Below are 22,695 nucleotides of genomic sequence, written 5' to 3'. Positions count from 1 at the left end.
AACTGACAGGTATGGACGCGTAGGATGAACGCATCCCCGGTGCTTCTATTGCCTCAAGCCGGTTTTCGTCCACGACGCTAATTCGGGAACGCTCAAGCCATGACCACAGACCGCACGATCACGCTGTTCCATTCGCCGCAGTGCCGTTCCGTCAGCGCGCTCACGTTGCTTGAAGAACTCGGCGCGACGTATCAGTTGAAAGTGTTGAACATGAAGGCCGGCGAGCAGCGCAAAGCGCCCTATCTCGCCATCAATCCGCTCGGTAAAGTGCCGGCGATTCTTCACGGCGACGCGCTGGTCACCGAACAGGTCGCCATCTTCATCTATCTGGCCGACCTGTTTCCTGAAGCCGGTCTCGCGCCGGCGCTGAACGATCCGTCGCGCGGGCCGTATCTGCGCTGGCTGGTGTACTACGCGGCGTGCTACGAGCCGGCGCTAGTCGACAAAGCGATGAAGCGCGAACCCGCGCCGCCCGCCACTTCGCCCTATGGCGATTTCGATTCGATGATCGGAACCGTGACAAGCCAGTTGCAGGCCGCGCCCTATCTGCTCGGGGACACGCTGTCGGCGGCGGATATCTTGTGGGGCATCGCCTTGCATTGGGGAATGATGTTCAAGCTGGTGCCCGAAACGCCGGTCCTGCTCGAGTACGTCGAACGCATTTGCTCACGGCCGAGCTTCGTGAGCGTGAGCGAGCGGGACGTCGCGCTGGCGGCCGAACACGCAGCAGCAGTCAAAGACGCCTGAAGATGCCGACGACCGGCTGCGTTGGCGGCCGCCGGTCGGTTCGCTCGCGGGCCGGTCGGTTGAATCCGCCCGGATTTGAGACAATGAAGCCCGCCGGCGAATATCCTCCCGGGACAACCGGGTGTAGGCTTGGCCTTTCGTGCCGCGCCGGCCCATTGAACAAGAGATGTTTTCAGGTATGAGCAAGACTGCATTTATTCCCAGCGTCCCCGCGACGTCGGAGGACGAATTTGAGATTTCAGCCACCTCGAAACTGGCCGGCTACCGGCGTTTCTTCGGCGTGTTGAAAGTGGTTCGAACCACCGACGGACGCGTGCTGTTTCCGTTCGACGGCGCGCCCGAACTCGGGCCATATGCGACCAAGCTGGAAGCGGTCGCGGCGGCACAGGTGTACGGCGAACACATCGTCACCAGCGATCTGGCGCGCCCGGAATTGTAGGCGCGAGCGCGCGGCGGGTGTCGCGCCCCCTCACTCCACCGTCACCGACTTCGCCAGATTCCGCGGCTTATCCACATCCGTACCCCGCGCACACGCCGTGTGATACGCCAGCAACTGCAGCGGCACCACGTGCAAGATCGGCGACAACAAACCATAGTGCTCCGGCATCCGGATCACATGCAGACCTTCGTCGTTGACGATCTTCGTATCCGCGTCGGCGAACACATACAGCTGACCGCCACGCGCACGCACTTCCTGAATATTCGACTTCAGCTTTTCCAGCAGCGCGTCGTTCGGCGCCACCGTCACCACCGGCATCGCTTCAGTCACGAGCGCGAGCGGCCCGTGCTTCAACTCACCGGCCGGGTAAGCCTCGGCGTGGATATACGAGATCTCCTTGAGCTTCAGCGCGCCTTCGAGTGCGATCGGGTAGTGCAAGCCGCGCCCGAGGAACAGTGCATGTTCCTTGCGCGAAAACTCTTCCGACCACGCGATGATCTGCGGCTCCAGCGCCAGCACGCTATTCAATGCCGCGGGCAAGTGACGCAGCTGTTTCAGATATACCGCTTCCTGCTGTTCGCTCACACGACCGCGCATTTTGCCCAGCGTCGCCGCCAGCACGAACAGCGCAACCAGTTGCGTCGTGAACGCCTTGGTCGAAGCCACGCCAATCTCGCGGCCCGCGTGCGTCAGGAACGACAACTCGGTCTGGCGCACCATCGCGCTCGTACCGACGTTGCAGACCGCCAGCGTATGTTTGTGACCGAGCTCCTGCGCATGCTTGAGCGCCGCGAGCGTGTCCGCCGTTTCGCCCGACTGGGAGATCACCACCACCAGCGACTTCGGATTCGGCACTGACTCGCGGTAGCGATACTCGCTGGCAATTTCCACCTGAGTCGGAATCTTCGCGATCGATTCGAGCCAGTACTTCGCGGTCAGCCCCGAGTAGTAGCTCGTACCGCACGCGAGAATCAGCAGGCTGTCGATCTCCGCGAACACCTTGTCCGCGCTCTCGCCGAACAGTGACGCTTCGAACGAATCTGATTGCGGGATCGTGTCGGTGATCGCGCGCGGCTGCTCGAAAATTTCCTTCTGCATGAAGTGGCGATACGGGCCGAGTTCGACCGCGCCGCCATATGCCGCCACCTGACGCACTTCGCGCTGCGCTTCGTTGCCGTCACGATCGGCGATGCGCACACCGTCGAGCGACAGTTCGCAGACGTCGCCCTCTTCGAGGAAGATGAAGCGTTCGGTGCTGCCCGCGAGCGCCAGCGCGTCCGAGGCGAGGAAGTTCTCACCCTGGCCGAGCCCGACCACCAGCGGCGAACCCTGGCGCGCGCCAACCACCGTATGCGGCTGGTCCTTATGCAACACGGCGATCGCATACGCGCCGTGCAATTGCCCGACGGTTTCACGCACAGCGGCGAACAGATCGCCGCGATACAGGCTATGAATCAGATGCGCGATAACCTCTGTGTCGGTCTGCGAGACAAACGTGTAGCCCTTGCCGCGCAGCATCTCGCGCAGTGTTTCGTAATTCTCGATGATGCCGTTGTGTACCAATGCGAGGGCATCTTTGGAGAAGATCGGGTGCGCGTTGTCCGTCACCGGCGCGCCGTGCGTCGCCCAGCGCGTATGCGCGATACCCGTGATGCCTTCAAGATGGCTCTCGCGCACCTGCTCGTCGAGATCGGCCACACGCGCCACGCTGCGCGCGCGGCGCGGACCGTCGTCGCCGAGTACGGCCACGCCGCACGAATCGTAGCCGCGATACTCGAGGCGACGCAGTCCTTCGATCAGGACGGGAACGATGTTACGTTGCGCTACCGCGCCGACAATGCCACACATGGCTCATTCCTTTTCAATGCTCTAGTGCCGGGTTTCAAGGACCGCGCCTCGTGCGCGTGTCATGTCCATCAGCTTTTCTTTTTGGTCGGGCGCACGTAGCCCGTTTTGCTCGTTTGAGTCTTGTCGTTCAGGACCAGCGCGTCGGCGTCGACGTCTTTCCAGACCGTGGTGCCCGCCGCGATCGTCGCGCCGCGCTGCACACGCACCGGCGCAACCAGTTGCGTGTCCGAACCGACGAACACGTCGTCTTCGATGATCGTGCGGAATTTGTTCGCGCCGTCGTAGTTGCAGGTGATGGTGCCCGCGCCGATGTTCACGCGCGCGCCGATATCCGCGTCGCCGATATACGTGAGGTGGTTCGCTTTCGACCCATGCCCGAGCACCGCGTTCTTCACCTCGACGAAGTTGCCGACATGCGACTCGTCGTGCAGCGACGCGCCGGGGCGCAGCCGCGCATACGGTCCGAGCACGACATTCGCGCCGACTTCCGCGCCTTCGATGTGCGTGAACGCGTCGACGCGCGTACCGGCGCCGATGTTCGCATCGCGGATCACGCAGTTCGGTCCGATGGTGACGTTGTCGGCCAGCGTCACGCGGCCCTCGAACACGCAGTTCACGTCGATCGAGACATCGCGGCCACATTCGAGCGTGCCGCGCACATCCAGCCGCGCCGGATCGGCGAGCGTCACGCCCGCGACCAGCAGCGCATCCGCCACGTTGTGCTGATGAATCCGTTCGAGTTCGGCAAGCTGCTGCTTGCTGTTCACGCCGAGCGTTTCCCACTCGTCGTCCGGTTGCGTGGTGACGACTTCGAGTCCGGCTTCGATCGCCATCTCGACCGCGTCGGTCAGATAGAACTCGCCTTGCGCATTGTCGTTCTTCAACGCTGCGAGCCAGCCGCCCAGACGCTCGGTCGGCGCGACGATGATCCCGGTGTTGATCTCCGCGATATCGAGCTGCTCGGGTGTAGCGTCTTTCTGTTCGACGATGCGCGCCACCTTGCCTTGCGCATCGCGCACGATGCGGCCATAGCCGCTCGGGTCCGCCAACGTGACGGTAAGTACGCCGTAGCCGCCTTGCCCCGCGCGATCGGTCAGCGCCTGCAGCGTGCTGGCGCGCGTGAGCGGCACGTCGCCGTAGAGCACCAGCGTGGGCGCGGACGGATCGAGCAGCGGCAACGCCTGCTGCACCGCGTGGCCCGTGCCGAGCTGCTGTTCCTGCACGGCGAACTGCACGTCCGGCGCGGCGACGGCCTTGCGCACGGCTTCGGCGCCGTGGCCGATCACCACCACGAGATGTGCGGGCTTGAGCGTGCGAGCCGTGTCGATGACGTGAGCGAGGAGCGGCCGGCCAGCCAGGGGATGAAGCACCTTGGGAAGCGCGGACCGCATGCGCTTGCCGGTGCCCGCCGCCAAAATCACAATGTTCATGGCACGGCAAATAGAGGAATTTGAAGCCGATGATTCTAACATGCACCCTCTAACGAAAAAGGCCGCTGTGGCGGCCTTGCTGCGAACTTCAATATGCGCGGACGCCCGTACTGCGGGCGTCCGCGTTAAAGATCGTCGAACTGGACGATGGCAATCGATTTCGCGCCGCCGGGCATCGCGCTGTCGCCGGCATCGGTCGAACACGGCTCCTCGTCGAAGGCGATATCGCCTTGCGGATCGGCCTCGCCGTTCGCGCGCAGGCCCGCGAACGGGAACAGCTTGTCGTCCATCAAATGCGAGGGCACGATGTTCGACAGTGCATTGAACATGTTCTCGATGCGGCCAGGGAAGCGCTTTTCCCAATCGCGAACCAGCGCCTTCATTTCCGCGCGCTTCAGATTCGGCTGGCTACCGCACAGGTTGCACGGAATGATCGGAAATTCGCGCAGCTCGGCGTACTTCTCCAGATCGGTTTCCTTCACGTAGGCGAGGGGGCGGATCACGATGTTCTTGCCGTCGTCCGATTGCAGCTTGGGCGGCATGCCCTTCAGCTTGCCGCCGTAGAACATGTTCAGCAGCAGCGTTTGCAGAATGTCGTCGCGATGATGGCCGAGCGCGATCTTGGTCGCGCCGAGTTCGCCCGCGACGCGGTAGAGAATGCCGCGCCGCAAACGCGAGCACAGCGAGCAGGTGGTCTTGCCTTCCGGCACCAGCCGCTTGACGATGCTGTACGTGTCCTGGTTCTCGATGTGAAAGGGAATGTCGAGTTGCTTCAGGTACTCGGGCAGAACATGCTCGGGAAAACCGGGCTGCTTCTGGTCGAGATTCACCGCAACGATGTCGAAGTTGATCGGCGCGCGCTCGCGCAGCCGCATCAGAATTTCGAGCATCGCGTAGCTGTCCTTGCCGCCCGACAGACACACCATGACCTTGTCGCCGTCTTCAATCATGTTGAAGTCGCCGATCGCCTGGCCGACCTGGCGCGCGAGTCGCTTGAACAGCTTGTTGTTCTCGTACGCTTCCTTCTGTTCGCGGCGCGTGAGCGGCGACTTGGCGCGCGCGGCGGCCTGCGTGGCCACGGTTGCGTCGGCGGCCTCGGCGGCCGCTGCGCTGGTCAGGATTTCCGGAGCATGCATGGCTCAATCCTCTTTGATGCGGAAGACTTCGACGCCCACCGCGTCGCAGTCAGGATAAACGTCCGGCTTCTCGGTCGACACGCGCGCGGCCCGCACCTGCGGATGTTCGAGCATGGTCTTGACGAGGTCGTCGCAGAGCGTTTCCTGTAAGTGGATGTGGCCTTGCTCGACGCGGCGCGAGATGGTGGAACGCATGAAGTCGTAGTCGACGACTTCGTTGAGCTTGTCCTGAACCGGCGTGGACAGCGCGAGCGGCACGAACAGTTCGACGTTGATCACGACGCGCTGTTCGCCGCGCTTTTCGAAGTCGTGCACGCCGATGTTGATGTGCACTTCGTAATTGCGCAGAAAGAGCCGGCGGCAATCGGCGAGCCGGGGATGCGAAAGAGCGGCAAACATGTTCGTTCCAGTCGAAAAAGGCGTGCGGAGCACGCAAAGGGGCGCTTCACAGCGCGGCGGCCGTCGCTACGGCGGCTGGCCGCTCGCGCTTCACGCGCCCGTCAAAAACATCACGTCGCGCGGCAGCGGCACGAGGTGCTGCCCGCCGTCGACCACCAGCGTCGTTCCGGTGACGCCCGCTGCATCCGCGAGATACAGCGCGGCGGCGACAATATCCTCGGCCCGCGACGCGCGGCCCAAAGGCGTAGTACGGTGAGCGGCCGTGAAACCGTCCGCCGTTTGATCGCCGGATTGCATCGTCAGACCGGGCGCGAGCCCGACCACGCGCACTTTAGGCGCCAATGCCTGCGCCAGTGCGACCGTGGCTGTCTGCAACGCCGCCTTGGTCAGCGTGTAGGACAGGTAATCCGGATTCATGTTGTACAGCTTCTGATCCAGCACGTTGATGACGACGCCGCGCAGACTTTCGTCGGTGCGCGCGGCCTCCGGCGTCGCCTCGAACAACCTGCGCGCCAGCACCAGCGGCGCACCGACATTCATCGCGGTCAGCTTCAGCAGCAGGTCGTAACCGACGGTTTGCGCCGTGTCCTCCTCGAAGCGCGACGCGTTGTTGACGATACACGACGGCCGGCCCAAGGCGTCGATACACGCCGGCAAAAGCCGCTCGACTTGCGCCTCATCGCCCAATTCGGCCTGCAACGCGACGGCCCTGCGGCCCAAGGCTGCGATTTCCGCGACCAGTTCGTCGGCCTCCTCCTTCGACGCGCCGTAGTGGACGGCCACGTCCCAGCCACGCGCGGCAAAGCCGAGCGCAAGCGCCCGTCCGATACGACGGGCGGCGCCGGTAATCAGCACGACGCGCGGCGTTTCAGGCGCGCGGGCGACGACGGTGTCCAAAGAGGCGGTCATTTACAATGCGGGGATGAATCCGAAAGCTCACCAACCCGATAGTTTACCTGCTCCCGGCCCAAGCGCGCTTGCGCAGTCCGAAGCGCTGGTCGCGCGGATCCGCGCGGAGCTCGACGCCGCCGGCGGCTGGCTGCCGTTCGACCGCTACATGGAACGTGCGCTGTACGCGCCGGAACTCGGCTATTACAGCGGCGGCGCGCGCAAATTCGGGTTGCGCGGCGACGACGGCAGCGACTTCGTCACTGCCCCGGAACTGTCCCCGCTGTTTGCCGCGACGCTGGCGCGGCCGGTCGCGGAAGCCTTGCGGGCGAGCGGCACGCGCGACGTGATGGAATTCGGCGCCGGCACGGGCAAACTCGCCGCCGGCGTGCTGAACGCGCTCGACGCTTTGGGTGCGGAATTCGACAGCTACTCGATCGTGGATCTGTCGGGCGAGTTGCGCGAGCGTCAACGCGAGACGATCGAAGCCACAGCGCCCGCGCTTGCCGCCAGAGTGCGCTGGCTGGACGCATTGCCGGAGCGGTTCGAGGGTGTGGTGATCGGCAACGAGGTGCTGGACGCAATGCCGGTGCGGCTGTTCGCCTTCACCGGCGGCGTATGGCTAGAACGTGGCGTGGCGTGGCGTGGCGAAGCGTTCGCATTCGACGACCGGCCTGTGTCCGCCATTGCGGATCTCGCGCGGCTATCGGAAATCGAAACCGCGGGCGACGACTACGTGACCGAAACGCACGAAGCCGCGAGCGCATTCACACGGACTATTTGCACAATGCTCGCGCGCGGCGCGGCGTTTTTCATCGACTATGGTTTTCCGCGTCACGAGTACTACCATGCGCAACGCGCCCAAGGCACGTTGATGTGCCATTACCGGCACCGGGCGCACGGCGATCCTTTTCTCTACCCGGGTTTGCAGGACATCACGGCGCACGTGGAATTCACCGGCATCGCCGAAGCCGGCGTCGAGACCGGCGCGGACTTGCTGGGCTTTACGTCGCAAGCGCGGTTTCTGCTGAATGCAGGGATTACCGAGGCGTTGTCCGGGATCGATCCCGCGGACGCCAAGCAGTATTTGCCCGCGGCGAATGCGGTGCAGAAGTTGCTGTCGGAGGCGGAGATGGGTGAACTCTTCAAGGTGATCGCATTTTCGCGCGGACTGGATGACACGCTGCAAGCGTTTTCCAGCGGCGACCGGTCGCATACGCTGTGAATTTTTGCTTCAGGAACTGACGATGATCCGCTGGCTGTTGACTACGTTTATTGCAGTGGCCGTGTTGTCGTCTTGCTGGCCGTGGCTCAGGAAGATCGGCATTGGGCGCCTGCCTGGTGACGTCACCTTGCGGATCTTTGGGCGGGAGTACCCGTTTCCGTTTATGTCGACGCTGGTGCTTTCGATGGTGTTGTCGATTATTGCCAGGCTTTTGTGAGAGAGGTTTTTTTGACTTTTGGCCGGCGGCGGGCGTTGGTTCTTTTTGTCTGGTTGCCTGGTGTTGGCCTTTCCTTGCTTTGTTAGTGGTCTATTAGCGTTGCCCCTGTGCGGGGCGGCACCTACTTTCTTTGCCGCCGTGTATGGAACTGGGACATAGGTAACAGGTGTATCGGGACATGGGTAACACTCTGGAAACGTTTTTTCCGGAGCTGACCATGTCGTGGAACCCGAGAGATACCGTGAACCTACGTCTGGAATTTGTTCAGCTGGCCTTGCAGAAAGGCGCAAACCGGCGCGAGTTGTGCCGGCGCTACGGCATCAGTGCGAAGACCGGTTACAAGTGGCTCAAACGTTACGCGCAGTCTGGTGAAGCCGGTCTGCATGACCGCTCAAGCAGGCCGCTCTGCAGCCCGAACCGCACCGCCCCTGAGATCGAGCAGCGCGTGGTTGCACTGCGTAACGAGCATCGATGGGGCGGGCGCAAGCTCGAACGACGTCTGCACGACCTTGGTGATCCGGCGGTGCCCACCGCTGGCACCATGAGCCGGATCCTGCATCGACACGGCCTGATTGTGCCCGAGGCATCGCAGGCGGCGCCCCCCTGGACGCGCTTCGAGCACGAGCAGCCCAACGACCTGTGGCAGATGGATTTCAAAGGCTGGATCGAACTCATTGATGGCCGGCGCTGCTCACCGCTGACCGTGCTCGATGATCATTCGCGCTTTAATATCGCGCTCGACGCATGCGGGCCGACCAACACGCAGGCCGTGCGCCAGCGGCTGCGCGAGGCGTTCCGTCGTTATGGGCTGCCGTTGCGCATCAATGCCGACAACGGCTCTCCGTGGGGGAGCCCCGCACAGCCCGGACAACTCACCACGCTGGGCATCTGGCTGATCCGTCTGGGCGTGAAACTCTCATACAGCCGCCCGGCGCATCCGCAGACCAACGGCAAGGATGAGCGGTTTCACCGTACGCTGAAGGCTGAACTTCTCAGCGGCAGGCACTTCGCCAGTTTCCGTGGCGCGCAGCACGCATTTGACACCTGGCGTACTGTCTACAACACACAGCGTCCGCATCAGGCGCTGGAGATGGCCACGCCAATCACCCGTTACCGGCCAAGTCCGCGCGCCTATCCCGAACGGTTGCCACCCCTGCAGTACGGCGACGCGGACATTGTCGTGCGCGTGCGCATTAATGGCGATCTGCGTTTCCGGTCAAGGCGCTTCAAGGTCTCAAGTGCGCTCGACAACCTGCCCGTTGCCATCCGGCCGAGCACGACGCAGCCCGATTGTTACGACCTCTACATCGCCCATCATCACTTCGATACGATCGACCTGAACCTGACGAAATGACCGGCAAAATGTGTTACCCATGTCCCGTTACGTGTGTTACCCATGTCCCAGTTCCATACACCGCCGCAAAGAAAGTAGGTGCCGCCCCGCACAGGGGCAACGCCAATAGACCACCATGAATTCAAGGAAAGGCCAACCCCTCAAAAGAACCCACCAAAAAACACCCGCCGAGCAGGCCAACCCCTCATGCAAGAGCCACTTCCACAGCCCGAACCCGCTCCCGATGCACCGCATCCTTAATCCCCGCAGGCGCATCGGCAAGCCGCTTAGCCACAGCTCCGGCATCCACGCCTCGCGCAGCGACCAGCGCCACTCTCAACCGCTCAGCCTGCGGATAAGCCCGCATCTCAAACCCAAGCCTCCCGCGAGCATCGGCCTCGCACGCCTGCAAGGCCTCAGCAAAGCGCGCGGGTTTTCGAATCGCATCGCTGCGCTCAAGCAGCCTCACCAGCGCCGCAGCCCCCATTTCCATCACACGATGAATGTTGCCATGCTCACGCGCAACCAGCACCGCAAGATCGCGGCAATCGTTCGGCACTCGCAGTCGCTCGCATAAAGGCTTCAGCAGATCCACACTGCGCCCCTCGTGGCCGATATGCCGCGGCAGCACGTCTTCGGGCGTGGTGGCCTTTCCCAGGTCATGCGCCAGCGCGGCGAACCGAACCGGCAGCGCATACCCCTGCTGCGCGGCATGATCGACCACCATCATCACGTGCACGCCCGTGTCCACTTCGGGGTGATAGTCGGCGCGTTGCGGCACGCCGAATAGCGCGTCGATTTCCGGCAGAATCCGCGCCAACGCACCGCACTCGCGCAGCACCTCGAACATGCGCGACGGCTTCTTCTCCATCAAGCCGCGCGACACTTCCTGCCACACCCGTTCGGCCACCAGCGCGTCCACCTCGCCGTCGGCCACCATCTTGCGCATGAGCGTCTGTGTCTCCGGCGCGACCGTGAAATCCACAAAGCGCGCCGCAAATCGGGCGATCCGCAAAATCCGCACGGGGTCTTCGAGAAACGCACTGCTGACGTGGCGAAACAGGCGCGCCCGCAAATCACCCTGGCCGTTGAACGGGTCGATCACCGGGCCGGTCAACTCACCGTCAGGACGCACCTCGCGCGCCATGGCGTTGATGGTCAGGTCGCGGCGCGCCAGGTCCTCCTCGAGCGTGACGTCCGGCGCATAAAAGAACTGAAAGCCGTGATAGCCGGCCGCCGTCTTGCGCTCCGTGCGCGCGAGCGCGTATTCCTCGTGGGTCTGCGGATGCAGGAACACCGGAAAATCCTTGCCCACCGGACGGTAGCCTTGCGCCACCATCTGCTCCGGCGTCGCGCCGACCACCACGTAATCACGGTCCTGCACCGGTACGCCCAGCAACTCGTCGCGAATCGCGCCGCCTACTGCATAGATGTTCATGGGCACACGTCGAGGTATGGAGCCGCGTGCGTTTCACTCAGCGCGTCGTCGATCCACGCTTTCACCGCCGGCAGTTCGGTCACGCGCTGCACATAAGCTCTGGATACCTCCGACAACGCCGGCTGCCACGTCCTGAAGCGCATCACGACCGGTGCGTACATTGCGTCAGCAATGCTGAATTCGCCAAAGAGAAACGGGCCGCCGTAGGTGTCGAGACAGTCGCGCCAGATTGCCTCGATACGCGCGATATCGGCCAGCACGCCCGGCGTCGCGTTCTTGCCCGGAAACGACGCGCGAATGTTCATCCACATGTTCGAGCGCAATTCGCCGAAGCCGGAGTGCATTTCCGCGCTCACGCTGCGCGCGCGGCTGCGCGCCGCCGCGTCGCGCGGCCACAGCGCATGTTGAGGAAATCGCTCAGCCAGCGTCTCGGCGATCGCCAGCGAATCCCACGTGGCCGAACCGTCGTCGTTAACGAGGCATGGGATCTTGCCCGGACCCGACGGCGCAAGCGCGAGCACTCTCGCGTTGGTGTCCGGCTGATTCAGGTGGATCAGCACTTCTTCGAACGGAATGCCGAAGTGTTTGAATAGCAGCCAGGGCCGCATCGACCATGAAGAGTAATTCTTGTCACCAATAAGCAGCTTCATGCTTTGTATAAGGAAAGAGAGGAAATTTAACGTCCCGCAGTGGCGCGGAACGTGTCGAAGCGCGAACGCGTGGACGTGCCGGTCAGGTAGATCGGCGCAATCGTTTCGATGCTGGCCGGCTCGATGCCGAGTTCAGGCGCAAGCGGACCGCTCAACACATTGTCGACTTTCATCGAATCGAGATTGTCGCGCGAGATCACCGGTTCGCCGGGCGCCATTTCGAAGGTCAGCGCCTGCAGCCGCGCGAACGCTTCCGGCAAGCGGATGATGCGTGCATGCTTGCCGATCACGTCGCCGCAATATTCGACGAGATCTTCGAGCGAGTAAACAGTCGGGCCGCCCAGTTCATAGGTGCGGCCGCCGGCGGCGTCGAGGTCGAGCACGTTGACGATCGCCTTCGCGACGTCGCCGACGTACACCGGCTGAAACTTCGCATCCGGCATGGCGAGTGGAAGCACCGGAAACATTCGTTGCAGGAACGCGAACTTGTTGAGGAATTGATCTTCCGGTCCGAACACCACGGACGGGCGGAAAATCGTCCACGCCAGATTCGCCGCGTGCACGGCCTTCTCGCCGTCTGCCTTCGAGCGCGTGTACATGCTCGGACCATTCGGGTCGGCGCCTAGCGCGCTGATATGAAGCAGCCGGTGCACGCCCTTGCCCTCGCAAGCGGCCACGATTTTGGTCGGCAGTTCCACGTGCATCCGCGCGAATTCCGGACCGTACGGCGTGCCGCGCTTGCCGTGCAGCGTGGCCACGAGGTTGATCACGCAATCGGCGCCTTCGACGAAACGCGCGAGCTGGACCGGATCGAACACGTCCGCTTCGATCACGTCGATGGGCAAGAGGGTGAGATGGCGGGCGTTGTAGCGCCGCCGGGTGGCGATGCGCACGTCCTTGCCCATTTCGACGAGGGCGTTGACGAGATGGCTGCCGATAAAACCGGAGCCGCCGATGATCGCAATGGCTTTATGTCGCATTTTCGACTCCCTGGTGGAAGCCGCGGCAACGGCTGGCGTGGCGCGCCGCCGCCTCGATACGAGGCGGCGGCGGCACGGCGCTTACGGCGCGATATAACCCAGACGCGCCTTCAGCGATTGCGGACGGCCTTCGAACAATGCCGCGTAGTAGACCGTGTTGGACAACACATTCTTAACGTAGTCGCGCGTTTCCTGGAACGGAATCGCCTCGGCGAAGATCGCGCCTTCCACCGGATGCTGCAAGGACTGCCGCCAGTTGCGCGGACGACCCGGACCTGCGTTATAGCCCGCGGTGGCCAGCACGGCCGACCCGTCGAACTGATTGTAAATCATCGACAGGTAGTTGGTGCCGAGCAGGATGTTGGTGTTGATGTCGTTCATCTGTTCACGCGAGATCGGACCGAGACCGATCTTCTTCGCGACCAGTTGCGCGGTGCCCGGCATCAACTGCATCAAACCGCTCGCGCCGACTTCCGAGCGCGCGTTCATGATAAAGCGCGACTCCTGGCGAATCAGGCCATAGGCCCATTCCACGTCCAGACCGTTCGACTGCGAATCGCGCTCGACGATATCCTTGAACGGCGACAGATAACGCAGCGAGAAATCGTGCTCGCTCTTCGTGCGGTCCGCTGTGTTGACGGTGCGGTCATACAGTTCGATACGGCGTGCGTATTCGGCGGCGGCGATCAGTTGCCGGTCGCTCATGTTGCGCAGCGGCCAGTTCCATTCGCGATTGCCTTCGAGCCGCAGATTCAGCGCATAGAAACGCTGCGCCAGATCAAAGCCAGGCGTGTTGCCGGCCTGTTGCACTTCGGCGTCGCTCACCGTGGTTTTCGGCGGAATCGTGATCTTCTGGCCCAGTTCTTCCGCGGCCAATTGGCCGTAGAAGTTGAAGCCCTGCGAAATCGACTCGAATTCCTGGTTGGCCGTGGTGGTGTCGCCGGCCTGCTTGAGCGCGCGCGCGTGCCAATATACCCACGACGGCTGATTGCGCAGCGCCGCCGGCATCTGTTCGATCGACCAGCGCACCATCGTCCAGTCGCCCGCGAGCAACGCGGTGCGAGTGCGCCACTCATACGCGGGATTCGACAGCGGCGCATTCACCGACAGCCGATACCAGTCCACCGCGCTCGGCATCTGCTTGGCGGCGGCCTGATAGGCAATCGTGCCCCAACCGATGGCGCGCTCGGGCGAACTCAGCGACGGCGCTACCGACGCGAACGTGGCGGCGGCCATGGCCGGATCGTTGCGCGCCATGCGCGTGATGGCCAGCAGCGCCAGTTGATGCGACTGGGTATCCGGACCGACGCCCCGCGCCAGCAGCAACGGCGGCGTGGTGGTGGCCTGATTGAACAGCTCCGGATCGGGCGGCTGGTTGCTGAGCGCGTCGACGAGTTTGGCGCCCGTGTTGGGGTAGTTCTGTTCGTAGGCGAGGCGGATCTGTTGCCACACGTCGGCGGCACTGAACTGCTGGTTGATAGCCAGCGAGTTGACCAGATCGACGCAGCCGTCGCCATACCACTTCGGATCGACCAGCAGCGCGCGGGCCGCGTCGGCGACGTTTTCGCCGCGCGAGGCGCGCGATTCGAGCGCGTAGCACTTCACCTGCGTGTCGTCGTTCAGCACGAAGCGGGCATACTGCTGATCGAAGTTACGCCAGTCGTGGCGTGCGCCGAGCACCGTGAGGTAGTCGTTGCGCATGCGGTCGGCGATCGCCTGGCCGTCGTACTTTTGCAGGAACGCCAGCACCGGCGCGTCCGGCGCGTCGATCCGCGCATGGCCGCTCGAATCGAACAGCTGCGGCTTGATCTGGAAGTACTCCAGATACGAAGGCGCCGGGTAGCTCGGGATCATGGCGGCCAGTTGCGCTGCGCGTGCCGCGTCGTTACTGCGGGCGGCCTCGCGCAGTTGGACGAAGATCTGGTCGTCGTTCGTGAGTTGCGAAAGGGGAAGGGGCTTGACGGCGGAGGCCGTGCTGCACGCGACGAGTGCCGCAGCGGCAAGCGCCAGACCGGCCGCGCGATATACTCGGTAAAGGCGTTTTGACATCGTTGTTTCTGGAGCGCGAATTGAACTCAAGCATAGCATGCAACCCTGCCGCGGAATCGAAAAAGGCGCTGCGTAAAATGCTATTGGAAGCAAGGCTGCAAGCCGCTTCTGAGCCGGCGCACAATACCGCGCTCGCCCGGCACCTGCTCGATGCATTAAAGCAGTATGGCGTGAACAGCGTGGGATTCTACTGGCCGCTCGCCGGCGAGTTCGACGCGCGCGCCGCGATCTCAATCTGGCTCGCAGCGAGCGCGCAACGCGAGGCGAGTCTGCCGGTGGTCAAGGAGCGCGGCGTGCCTCTTGAGTTTCACGCATGGACACCCGCGATGCCGATGAAGATCGGCCATCACGAGATCGCCGAGCCGACGTCCGGGCGCGTTGTGATTCCCCAACTGCTGTTCGTGCCGTGCGTGGGTTTCGACGTGCACGGCTACCGGCTCGGTTACGGCGGCGGCTATTACGATCGCACGCTGGCCGCGTGGCCGGGTGCGACCAGGCCGATCACCGTCGGTATCGCCTATGAAGCGTGCCGCGCACCGGCATTGCTACGCGAAGCCCACGACATTCCGCTCGACCTGATCGTCACCGAGGCGGCGCTTTACCCGCGCCCAGCGGATTGAGCGTGCGCGCGCCGCGCTTTCTAGCCGCGGCGCGCCGCGCCGCCGCAAAACAAACGGCCCCGCGTTATAAAGACGCTGCCGCCCGCGCGGCGGTGTCGTACAGGCCAGACGCGTTACGCATCAACTGCGCCGCTTCGCCGATCTGCTCGTTGGTCAGGCCGCTTTCCTTCAGTGTCGAGATGAGACAGCTCTCGCGCACTTCGCGATATTTCAGACAGAGCTCGCGGCCTACATCGGTCGCCGAGAAGAACACTTCCTTGCCGGTCTTTTCGCTTTTTACATACCCTCTAGCTACGAGCTTCTTCAACGCGTAAGTGGCGACGTGCGTGTCCTCGATGTTCAGCACGAAGCAGATGTCCGCCAGCTTCTTGCGTCGCTCGCGATGGCTGACGTGGTGCAGCAGCGAGACCTCGATGGCGGTCATGTCCTTTTCGCCCGCCGCCGACATGCAGCGCACCATCCATCGGTTGAATGCGTTGCCCGCCATGATGAGCGCGTACTCGAGTTCGGACAGTTCCGCGCTGGTCTCGGACACGAGATGTTCCGAAGAGACGATCTTGGTGGGATGGCGCGACATGGTGACGATTCTCGAGAGACAGATTGGGAAGGTGTCGGGAGTGTACGACGCGCGTCCAATGCCGGGGAGCCTGGCAAAAACGCTTATTGAGAAATTGTTGATATTTTATTGATAATGTACGCTTCAACCGTCGCCCACCCCTGCCGTTAACCGTTCAAAGGGTGTGCTGTGCCCGAATCCTCCGACTCGACCTGGGCTGTTAATCCATGACCCAACCAAGAATCTATCCGCTCGGCGATACCGCGCTAGTCTGCGAAGCGCCGCCGCCCGCCACGCTGGAATGCCAGCGGCGCGTGTGGGCGGCCGCCGAGGCCGCGCGCGACTGGCCGCATGTGCTGGAGGTGGTGCCGGGCATGAACAACCTCACACTGGTCTTCGATCCGCTCGAGGCCGATCGCGAAGCTTTGGTGAGCCAGTTGCAGGCGGCCTGGGATGCGGTGAGCGACGCGCCCGCGCCCGGCCGTGAAGTCGAAATTCCGGTGCAATACGGCGGCGAGTTCGGGCCCGATCTGCAAGCGGTGGCCAACCACACGGGCTTGAGCGCGCGTGAAGTCGTCGAACGTCATTCCCAGGGCGACTATGTCGTGTTCTTCCTTGGCTTCCAGCCGGGCTTCGCCTATATGGGCGGACTCGAAGCCGCGCTGCACGCGCCGCGCCGCGCGTCGCCGCGACTGGAGGTGCCGGCGGGGTCGGTCGGCATCGGCGGCGAACAGACCGGCATCTATCCGGCCACTTCGCCAGGCGGCTGGCAACTGATCGGCCGCACCGAGGTGCCGCTGTTCGACGCGGCGCGGCGGCCGCCCACGCTGTTGCAACCGGGCGACCGGGTGCGCTTCACTATCGCGGGGATACACGCATGATCGATGTGATTCGCGCGGGTCTCCTGACCACGATTCAGGATCTCGGCCGTCACGGCTACCGGCATCTCGGCGTCGCGATGGGTGGCGCGCTCGACCGTCTGTCGCTCGAAGTCGGCAACCGGCTGGTCGGCAACCGGCCCGACACGGCGGGGCTGGAAATCACCTTTGGTCCGACCGTGCTGCGCTTCCTGCGCGCCACGCGGGTGGCCATCACCGGCAGCGAATTCGGCGCGACACTTGACGGCAAGCCGGTCTACTCGTGGTGGAGTCTGCCGGTGCAGGCCGGCCAGGAGCTGGTTCTGAATGCGGCCAAGCGCGGCATGCGCGGCTACGTGTGCGTGGCGGGCGGCGTCGACGTCCTGCCGATGCTCGGCTCGCGCAGCACCGATCTCGCCGGTCATTTCGGCGGACTCGGCGGCCGTGCGCTGCGCGACGGCGACCGCCTGCCGGTCGGCGCGCCGCCGCAGCGCGGCCATCTCGGCTTTACGCCCGAGGCGCCCGAGTTCGGCGTGAAGGCGCCCGCCTGGTGCAAGTTCGTGCTGGTTCACGAGCCGCTGCGGCGCGGCCGTCATCCGTCGGGCGTGCCGTGGGCCGTGCCGATCCGCGTCTTGCGCGGACCTGAATATGAAAGTTTCACCGATGAGGCCCACGAATCGTTCTGGTCCGATGAATGGCTCGTCACGCCGAACAGCAACCGCATGGGCTATCGCCTCGCGGGCGCCGAACTCAAGCGCACCCGGAAAGCCGATCTGCTTTCGCACGCCGTGCTGCCGGGCACGATTCAGGTGCCGCCGAACGGCCAGCCGATCGTGCTGATGAGCGACGCGCAAACCACCGGTGGTTATCCGAAGATCGGCGCCGTGATTCAGGCCGATCTCTGGAAGCTCGCGCAGGTCCGCCTGAACGCCGCCGTCCGCTTCATCCCGACGACGCCTTACGAAGCGCGTCAGGCCCTATTGGAAGAACGCACGTATTTGCGGCAGATCGACGCCGCGATCGCGATGCATGAAGAACGCTGCGCACGGCAGATGGCCGTCGCGACAACGTAATACCGAAGCAGAGGAAACACCATGGAAATCGATTTGAACGCCGATCTCGGCGAAGGCTGCGGCTCCGACGAGGCGCTGCTCGATCTGGTCAGCTCGGCGAACATCGCGTGCGGCTGGCACGCGGGCGGCGCCAACGCGATGCGCGACTGCGTGCGCTGGGCGGTGCAGAAAGGCGTGTCGATCGGCGCGCATCCGAGCTTTAACGATCCGGAGAATTTTGGCCGCAAGGAAATGGATCTGCCGGCCAACGACATCTATGCGGGCGTGCTGTATCAGCTCGGCGCGCTGTCGGCGATTGCCCAGGCCGAGGGCGGGCGCATCGCGCACGTCAAGCCGCACGGCGCGCTGTACAACCAGGCCGCGCGCGATAACAGGATTGCCGAAGCGATCGTTTCGGCGGTGCACGATTTCGATCCGTCGGTGGCGGTGTTCGCGCTCGCCAACAGCGGCCTCGTGACGGCCGCGCGCAAAGCGGGTCTCGTGGCCGTCGAAGAAGTCTTCGCCGATCGCGGCTATCGCGCGGACGGTTCGTTGGTCCCGCGCAAAGAACCGGGCGCGCTTCTCGACGACGAAGACGAAGTGCTGGAGCGCACGCTCGCCATGATTCGCGAGCAACGCGTGCAGGCCGTGGACGGGCAATGGGTGTCGCTGAACGCGCAGACCATTTGCCTGCATGGCGACGGTCCGCATGCGCTGGCGTTCGCGCGGCGCATCCGCGGCGCGCTGCAGGACGCGGGCATCGAGGTCCACGCGGCCGGCGCCGCCCGCGCCTGAAGCAGCGGCCAAACCGCGAGCCGGACAGCGCGATTCAACCCTTGTGCATCTTGCAACGCCCCGCTCCACGCGGGGCGTTTGCCAGGTACAGGACGCATTGCAGTACCCGCAGTCGATCAGCAGGTGCAGGTGCAGGTGCAGGTGCAGGTGTAGATGCAGGTGTAGTTCGGAGCAAACGCGGCCATCAAGAGCCGTGGCAACAAGACGGCGTCTGGGCCACCCGGCGCCGGCCCACGTTAGCCGCCACAAGCGGCGAGGTTGAAACCCTGTTTGGAGATCCAGATGCAGACAACAGTCAGTCTATGGCCGCTCATTGGCGTGGCGGTCATCATCGTCGGCTTTTTATTACGGTTCAATCCGATGCTGATCGTGGCGGTCGCCGCGATCATCACCGGCCTGGCCGCGCACTTCCCGCCTGAAAAGATTCTTGCCGAGATCGGCACCGGTTTCATCAAGACCCGCAATATCCCGTTGATCATTCTTCTGCCGCTCGCGGTGATCGGTTTGCTCGAACGGCATGGCCTGCGTGAACGCGCGCAAGCGTGGATCGGCGGCATCAAGGCCGCGACCGCGGGGCGTCTTCTGATCGTCTATCTGCTGGTACGCGAGCTGACCGCCGCGGTCGGTTTGACCGGACTCGGCGGCCATCCGCAGATGGTGCGTCCGCTGATCGCGCCGATGGCCGAAGGCGCGACCGAAACCCGCTTCGGCAAGATCAGCGACGCGGTGCGTTTCAAATTGCGCGCGTTCTCCGCGGCGACCGACAACGTGGGCCTCTTCTTCGGCGAGGACATCTTCGTCGCGTTCGGCGCGATTGTGCTGATGACCACCTTCCTGAAGGAAGCGGGGATCATCGTCGAGCCGATTCACGTGGCCGTGTGGGGCATTCCGACCGCCATCTGCGCGTTCATCATTCACGGCTTCCGCCTGTATCTGCTCGACCGCAAGCTCGAGCGCGAACTGCGCGGCAATGCCGCAGCGAGCAACGCCGCAGGGGCGTCGACGCAATCCGCCGCAGGAGACAAAGCATGACGCTCACGATTACCTATCTCTTCTGGCTGCTGGGTGTGGTGCTGCTGGTTGTCGGCGGCATGATCGTCACGGACAAGGATCACCCGCGCCGTTTCACCGCCGGCGGTTTCTGGATTCTCTACGCGCTGATCTTTCTGATCGGCGACAAGCTGCCGCCCGCCGTGGTCGGCGTGCTCGTGATCGTGATGGCGCTGATCGCCGGCTTCGGCGGTGTGACCGCAGGCAAACCGAAGGTGCTGTCGCTCGAAGCGCGCAAGGCGAGCGCCGCTCGTCTGCGTAACAAGCTGTTCGTGCCCGCGTTGACGATTCCCGTGGTCACCGTGATCATCACGCTGTCGGCGAGCCATCTGGTGTTCGGCGGCATGCCGTTGATCGAGAAGGCCAACGTCACGTTGATCGGTTTCGGCATCGGCTGCGTGATCGCACTCGCGATTGCCTGCGTGATAACGCGCGACACCGTCGGCCAGTCGATGAAGGAAACGCGCCGCCTCGTCGACGCGTTATCGTGGGCCGCCGTGCTGCCGCAGATGCTCGGCATGCTTGGCCTCGTGTTCTCGGACGCGGGCGTCGGCAAGGCCGTCGCGCACGTGACCACGGCGTACATCAGCCTCGACTACCGCTTCATCGCGGTGGCCGTGTACTGCATCGGCATGGCGCTCTTCACCATGGTGATGGGCAACGGCTTCGCCGCGTTCCCGGTGATGACAGGCGGCGTCGGCGTGCCGATTCTGGTGGGCGTGTTTCACGGCAATCCGGCGGTGATGGTCGCGATCGGCATGTTCTCCGGCTACTGCGGCACGCTGATGACGCCGATGGCCGCGAACTTCAACATGGTGCCGGCCGCGCTGCTGGAATTGCCGGACAAGAACGCGGTGATCAAGGTGCAGATACCGACTGCGCTAACCTTGTTGATCGTGAATATCTTGCTGCTGAATTTCCTGATGTTCTTGTAGGACGCTTACCGTTGATATTGAGAAACACCGACGTGCCACAGAATCTCTCTGCGATACGTCGGTGAAATGGACACACTGCACGACACGGATGCAACCGAATTAGGATGCGTCCGATCGTCGGGAAATGGGGGGCGACCATACGATGCTGGACGCTATCCCATCCACACGCGCCGGCACGCGCACCGCGCGCTGCCGACGCTCTCCTGCAGGTTTCCATGGAACATCAATCCCAGCCTGACAAAGCGCGCGCCGAACCGCCGCACGCCGCCTATCTCACCTCGTTGATCGATGCCGCGCTTCAAGCGCATCAGGCCGGCCGGCTCGACGTCGCCGAATCCCTTTATCGCGAAGCCCTTGCGCTCGATCCCGAGCATACGGGGGCGCTGCATTACTTCGGCGTGCTGCACTATCAGCGCGGCAATCACGACGCCGCCGCCGGTTTGATGAGCCGCGCGCTCAAACTCGACCGTCACGATGCCGCCTGCTGGAGCAACCGCGGACTCGTGGCCGCCGCGCTCGGCCATCTTGACGAAGCGATGATCTGCTACGACCAGGCCCTGCAACTCCAGCCTGATTTCGCCGACGCGCGCAACAACTTCGGCGTCGCATTGCAAGCGCAAGGCAACTTCGAGGAAGCAATTGAACAGTATCGCCTGGCGCTGGCCTCGCACCCCGCGCTGCTCGACGCGCACCTGAACCTCGGCACGGCGCTCAGCAAACTCGCACGTTTCGACGAAGCTCTCGCGTGCTATCGCGAGGTCTTGTCGCTCGACCCGACATCGGCGCAAGCGCACTTCAACGCGGGGAATGCGCACCAGGCGCGAGGCGACCACGGCGCGGCGATCGAGAGCTTCGAGCGCGCCCTGGCGCTACGCGCGAATTACGCGGAGGCGCACGTCAATCTCGGCAGCCTGATCGGCAAGCTCGGCGACTATGCGGGCGCCGAAGCGCATTACCGGCGCGCGGTCGCACTCGAACCGATCGCGACACACCTCGTGTGTCTGGGTGGATCGCTTGGTGCGCAAGGCCGGCTCGACGAAGAGGAAGGCTTCTATCGTCGGGCGCTCGCGCTCGATCCGCACTACGCGGACGCGCACCAGAATCTCGCATGGCTGTTGCTCAAGCGCGGCGACTATCAGCAGGGCTGGGCCGAATTCGCGCTGCGCTGGCGCAACAAGGACTATGACGCGATCGCGGTGCCAGGCGTGGCCGAATGGCATGGCGAGCCGCTCGAGGGGCGTCGACTGCTGCTGGTCGGTGAACAGGGTTTCGGCGACCACTTCCAGTTCCTGCGCTTTGCAAGCGTGCTCGCCCAACGCGGTGCGACGGTCGACCTGTGCGTGCGCGAGCCGCTGCTGCCGCTGGTCGAACGCATCGCGGGCGCGCATCGCGCATTCAGCGGCAAGCCCGACGGCGAATACGATTTCTGGGTTCCAATGATGAGCGTGCCGTCGTGCATCGGCATGGACCTCTCCGACATTCCCGCAGACGTGCCTTACCTGTTCGCCGATAAAGCGAAGGTCAAGGCATGGCGCAAACGGCTCGGCGCAGTCAACAAATCAAAGCGCAAAGTCGGCCTCGTTTGGGCCGGCAGTCCTACATTCGGCAACGACCGCTACCGGTCGATGCAGCTAAGCGACCTGAACGCGCTCAGCGAGTTGGATAACGTCGCCTGGTACGCATTGCAGAAAGGTCCGTCACACACGCAATTGGCCGACGCGCCGCCCGCTTTCCGTGCCCGCGATTTCACCGCCGAGCTGAACAGTTTCGACGACACGGCTGCGTTGATCATGAACCTCGATCTGGTAATCGCCGTGGACACCGGCGTAGGACATCTCGCAGGCGCGTTGGGCAAGCCCGTGTGGTTGATGTTGCCCGCCAACTCTGACTGGCGCTGGCTCGAAGCGCGTAGCGACTCGCCGTGGTACCCGGGGATGAGGTTGTTCCGGCAGGCGGTGCTGGGGAATTGGGCGCCGGTGGTCAAGGAAGTGAGTGAAGCACTGCGCGACGGCGGCTTCTAACGCCCGCGCTGCGCCAAGGCCCGACGCCTT

Annotated in this window: 22 protein-coding genes; 12 read left to right on the top strand and 10 right to left on the bottom strand. The window is 63.7% G+C overall.

Annotation, left to right across the window (positions count from 1 at the left end):
- Positions 1 to 99 precede the first annotated feature (99 nt).
- Positions 100 to 747 carry a glutathione S-transferase family protein gene (locus RI103_RS00935; protein ID WP_310813636.1) on the top strand — a complete coding sequence of 216 codons (648 nt, stop codon included), beginning with the start codon at positions 100 to 102 and terminating at the stop codon, positions 745 to 747.
- 178 nt (positions 748 to 925) lie between these two features.
- Positions 926 to 1,186, top strand: coding sequence for a DUF6723 family protein (locus RI103_RS00930; RefSeq protein WP_310813635.1), 261 nt, complete (start codon positions 926 to 928; stop codon positions 1,184 to 1,186).
- Positions 1,187 to 1,216: 30 nt separating this feature from the next.
- Here the strand turns inward: RI103_RS00930 and glmS are convergent, their stop codons facing one another.
- The 5 genes from glmS to RI103_RS00905 all read right to left on the bottom strand — a co-directional run bounded on the left by glmS (position 1,217) and on the right by RI103_RS00905 (position 6,908).
- On the bottom strand, positions 1,217 to 3,034 hold the full coding sequence (gene glmS / locus RI103_RS00925) for a glutamine--fructose-6-phosphate transaminase (isomerizing) (RefSeq protein WP_310813634.1): 1,818 nt from the start codon (positions 3,032 to 3,034) through the stop codon (positions 1,217 to 1,219).
- 68 nt (positions 3,035 to 3,102) lie between these two features.
- The gene (gene glmU / locus RI103_RS00920) at positions 3,103 to 4,464 is read right to left on the bottom strand and encodes a bifunctional UDP-N-acetylglucosamine diphosphorylase/glucosamine-1-phosphate N-acetyltransferase GlmU (RefSeq protein ID WP_310813633.1); all 1,362 of its coding nucleotides are present in this window, start codon (positions 4,462 to 4,464) and stop codon (positions 3,103 to 3,105) included.
- 125 nt (positions 4,465 to 4,589) lie between these two features.
- Entirely contained in the window at positions 4,590 to 5,600 is a 1,011-nt protein-coding gene (gene ttcA, locus RI103_RS00915; protein WP_310813632.1) for a tRNA 2-thiocytidine(32) synthetase TtcA, read from the bottom strand.
- A 3-nt stretch (positions 5,601 to 5,603) separates the two neighbouring features.
- On the bottom strand, positions 5,604 to 5,999 hold the full coding sequence (locus RI103_RS00910; RefSeq protein WP_012434647.1) for a dihydroneopterin aldolase: 396 nt from the start codon (positions 5,997 to 5,999) through the stop codon (positions 5,604 to 5,606).
- Between the two features lie 90 nt (positions 6,000 to 6,089).
- Complete coding sequence (locus RI103_RS00905) at positions 6,090 to 6,908, bottom strand: SDR family oxidoreductase (protein WP_310813631.1); 819 nt, start codon at positions 6,906 to 6,908, stop codon at positions 6,090 to 6,092.
- Between the two features lie 13 nt (positions 6,909 to 6,921).
- Between RI103_RS00905 and RI103_RS00900 the strand changes: the two genes are divergently transcribed.
- From RI103_RS00900 to RI103_RS00890, 3 genes are all read left to right on the top strand, one after another.
- Positions 6,922 to 8,112: an SAM-dependent methyltransferase gene (locus RI103_RS00900; RefSeq protein WP_310813630.1), complete on the top strand. Its 1,191-nt coding sequence runs from the start codon at positions 6,922 to 6,924 to the stop codon at positions 8,110 to 8,112.
- A gap of 22 nt (positions 8,113 to 8,134) precedes the next feature.
- Positions 8,135 to 8,329 carry a DUF2905 domain-containing protein gene (locus RI103_RS00895; RefSeq protein WP_310813629.1) on the top strand — a complete coding sequence of 65 codons (195 nt, stop codon included), beginning with the start codon at positions 8,135 to 8,137 and terminating at the stop codon, positions 8,327 to 8,329.
- Between the two features lie 217 nt (positions 8,330 to 8,546).
- Positions 8,547 to 9,683, top strand: a complete 1,137-nt coding sequence (locus tag RI103_RS00890) for an IS481 family transposase (RefSeq protein ID WP_310813045.1) — start codon at positions 8,547 to 8,549, stop codon at positions 9,681 to 9,683.
- A 184-nt stretch (positions 9,684 to 9,867) separates the two neighbouring features.
- Here the strand turns inward: RI103_RS00890 and RI103_RS00885 are convergent, their stop codons facing one another.
- The 4 genes from RI103_RS00885 to RI103_RS00870 form a co-directional block, all read right to left on the bottom strand.
- Positions 9,868 to 11,100: a multifunctional CCA addition/repair protein gene (locus RI103_RS00885; protein ID WP_310813628.1), complete on the bottom strand. Its 1,233-nt coding sequence runs from the start codon at positions 11,098 to 11,100 to the stop codon at positions 9,868 to 9,870.
- A complete protein-coding gene (locus RI103_RS00880) occupies positions 11,097 to 11,750 on the bottom strand; it encodes a glutathione S-transferase family protein (RefSeq protein WP_310813627.1) in 654 nt (217 codons plus the stop codon). Before RI103_RS00880 ends, RI103_RS00885 begins: the two co-directional genes overlap by 4 nt.
- 26 nt (positions 11,751 to 11,776) lie before the next feature.
- Complete coding sequence (locus RI103_RS00875; RefSeq protein WP_310813626.1) at positions 11,777 to 12,730, bottom strand: complex I NDUFA9 subunit family protein; 954 nt, start codon at positions 12,728 to 12,730, stop codon at positions 11,777 to 11,779.
- An 81-nt stretch (positions 12,731 to 12,811) separates the two neighbouring features.
- Positions 12,812 to 14,779 carry a transglycosylase SLT domain-containing protein gene (locus RI103_RS00870; RefSeq protein ID WP_310813625.1) on the bottom strand — a complete coding sequence of 656 codons (1,968 nt, stop codon included), beginning with the start codon at positions 14,777 to 14,779 and terminating at the stop codon, positions 12,812 to 12,814.
- 77 nt (positions 14,780 to 14,856) lie between these two features.
- Here RI103_RS00870 and RI103_RS00865 point away from each other — a divergent pair, with 77 nt between their 5' ends.
- Positions 14,857 to 15,399, top strand: coding sequence for a 5-formyltetrahydrofolate cyclo-ligase (locus tag RI103_RS00865; protein ID WP_310813624.1), 543 nt, complete (start codon positions 14,857 to 14,859; stop codon positions 15,397 to 15,399).
- Between the two features lie 64 nt (positions 15,400 to 15,463).
- On the opposite strand, the gene RI103_RS00860 is transcribed toward RI103_RS00865, so the two are convergent.
- Positions 15,464 to 15,976 (bottom strand): winged helix DNA-binding protein, encoded by a 513-nt coding sequence (locus tag RI103_RS00860; protein WP_310813623.1) that lies wholly within the window; start codon positions 15,974 to 15,976, stop codon positions 15,464 to 15,466.
- 206 nt (positions 15,977 to 16,182) lie between these two features.
- Here RI103_RS00860 and pxpB point away from each other — a divergent pair, with 206 nt between their 5' ends.
- The 6 genes from pxpB to RI103_RS00830 all read left to right on the top strand — a co-directional run bounded on the left by pxpB (position 16,183) and on the right by RI103_RS00830 (position 22,665).
- The gene (gene pxpB / locus RI103_RS00855; RefSeq protein ID WP_310813622.1) at positions 16,183 to 16,836 is read left to right on the top strand and encodes a 5-oxoprolinase subunit PxpB; all 654 of its coding nucleotides are present in this window, start codon (positions 16,183 to 16,185) and stop codon (positions 16,834 to 16,836) included.
- A complete protein-coding gene (locus tag RI103_RS00850; RefSeq protein WP_310813621.1) occupies positions 16,833 to 17,885 on the top strand; it encodes a biotin-dependent carboxyltransferase family protein in 1,053 nt (350 codons plus the stop codon). The genes pxpB and RI103_RS00850 overlap by 4 nt, the downstream gene beginning before the upstream one ends.
- A 21-nt stretch (positions 17,886 to 17,906) precedes the next feature.
- Positions 17,907 to 18,659, top strand: a complete 753-nt coding sequence (gene pxpA / locus RI103_RS00845; protein ID WP_310813620.1) for a 5-oxoprolinase subunit PxpA — start codon at positions 17,907 to 17,909, stop codon at positions 18,657 to 18,659.
- 282 nt (positions 18,660 to 18,941) lie between these two features.
- Positions 18,942 to 19,691 carry a DUF969 domain-containing protein gene (locus RI103_RS00840; protein WP_310813619.1) on the top strand — a complete coding sequence of 250 codons (750 nt, stop codon included), beginning with the start codon at positions 18,942 to 18,944 and terminating at the stop codon, positions 19,689 to 19,691.
- Entirely contained in the window at positions 19,688 to 20,644 is a 957-nt protein-coding gene (locus RI103_RS00835) for a DUF979 domain-containing protein (RefSeq protein ID WP_310813618.1), read from the top strand. The genes RI103_RS00840 and RI103_RS00835 overlap by 4 nt, the downstream gene beginning before the upstream one ends.
- A gap of 215 nt (positions 20,645 to 20,859) precedes the next feature.
- Entirely contained in the window at positions 20,860 to 22,665 is a 1,806-nt protein-coding gene (locus tag RI103_RS00830) for a tetratricopeptide repeat protein (protein WP_310813617.1), read from the top strand.
- Positions 22,666 to 22,695: the final 30 nt, after the last annotated feature.

The organism is Paraburkholderia sp. FT54, assembly GCF_031585635.1.
Taxonomy (GTDB): domain Bacteria; phylum Pseudomonadota; class Gammaproteobacteria; order Burkholderiales; family Burkholderiaceae; genus Paraburkholderia.
This window is presented reverse-complemented; position numbering and strand designations above follow the sequence as displayed.

Excerpts from the sequence above, each read along its gene's own strand:
- RI103_RS00840 (WP_310813619.1), top strand. The coding sequence starts at position 18,942 with ATGCAGACAACAGTCAGTCTATGGCCGCTCATTGGCGTGGCGGTCATC.
- glmS (WP_310813634.1), bottom strand. The coding sequence starts at position 3,034 with ATGTGTGGCATTGTCGGCGCGGTAGCGCAACGTAACATCGTTCCCGTC.
- RI103_RS00930 (WP_310813635.1), top strand. The coding sequence starts at position 926 with ATGAGCAAGACTGCATTTATTCCCAGCGTCCCCGCGACGTCGGAGGAC.
- RI103_RS00885 (WP_310813628.1), bottom strand. The coding sequence starts at position 11,100 with ATGAACATCTATGCAGTAGGCGGCGCGATTCGCGACGAGTTGCTGGGC.
- RI103_RS00850 (WP_310813621.1), top strand. The coding sequence starts at position 16,833 with ATGATCGATGTGATTCGCGCGGGTCTCCTGACCACGATTCAGGATCTC.
- RI103_RS00900 (WP_310813630.1), top strand. The coding sequence starts at position 6,922 with ATGAATCCGAAAGCTCACCAACCCGATAGTTTACCTGCTCCCGGCCCA.
- RI103_RS00860 (WP_310813623.1), bottom strand. The coding sequence starts at position 15,976 with ATGTCGCGCCATCCCACCAAGATCGTCTCTTCGGAACATCTCGTGTCC.
- RI103_RS00870 (WP_310813625.1), bottom strand. The coding sequence starts at position 14,779 with ATGTCAAAACGCCTTTACCGAGTATATCGCGCGGCCGGTCTGGCGCTT.
- RI103_RS00830 (WP_310813617.1), top strand. The coding sequence starts at position 20,860 with ATGGAACATCAATCCCAGCCTGACAAAGCGCGCGCCGAACCGCCGCAC.
- RI103_RS00910 (WP_012434647.1), bottom strand. The coding sequence starts at position 5,999 with ATGTTTGCCGCTCTTTCGCATCCCCGGCTCGCCGATTGCCGCCGGCTC.
- glmU (WP_310813633.1), bottom strand. The coding sequence starts at position 4,464 with ATGAACATTGTGATTTTGGCGGCGGGCACCGGCAAGCGCATGCGGTCC.
- RI103_RS00890 (WP_310813045.1), top strand. The coding sequence starts at position 8,547 with ATGTCGTGGAACCCGAGAGATACCGTGAACCTACGTCTGGAATTTGTT.
- RI103_RS00935 (WP_310813636.1), top strand. The coding sequence starts at position 100 with ATGACCACAGACCGCACGATCACGCTGTTCCATTCGCCGCAGTGCCGT.
- RI103_RS00905 (WP_310813631.1), bottom strand. The coding sequence starts at position 6,908 with ATGACCGCCTCTTTGGACACCGTCGTCGCCCGCGCGCCTGAAACGCCG.
- RI103_RS00880 (WP_310813627.1), bottom strand. The coding sequence starts at position 11,750 with ATGAAGCTGCTTATTGGTGACAAGAATTACTCTTCATGGTCGATGCGG.
- pxpB (WP_310813622.1), top strand. The coding sequence starts at position 16,183 with ATGACCCAACCAAGAATCTATCCGCTCGGCGATACCGCGCTAGTCTGC.
- RI103_RS00875 (WP_310813626.1), bottom strand. The coding sequence starts at position 12,730 with ATGCGACATAAAGCCATTGCGATCATCGGCGGCTCCGGTTTTATCGGC.
- RI103_RS00895 (WP_310813629.1), top strand. The coding sequence starts at position 8,135 with ATGATCCGCTGGCTGTTGACTACGTTTATTGCAGTGGCCGTGTTGTCG.
- ttcA (WP_310813632.1), bottom strand. The coding sequence starts at position 5,600 with ATGCATGCTCCGGAAATCCTGACCAGCGCAGCGGCCGCCGAGGCCGCC.
- pxpA (WP_310813620.1), top strand. The coding sequence starts at position 17,907 with ATGGAAATCGATTTGAACGCCGATCTCGGCGAAGGCTGCGGCTCCGAC.
- RI103_RS00835 (WP_310813618.1), top strand. The coding sequence starts at position 19,688 with ATGACGCTCACGATTACCTATCTCTTCTGGCTGCTGGGTGTGGTGCTG.
- RI103_RS00865 (WP_310813624.1), top strand. The coding sequence starts at position 14,857 with ATGCTATTGGAAGCAAGGCTGCAAGCCGCTTCTGAGCCGGCGCACAAT.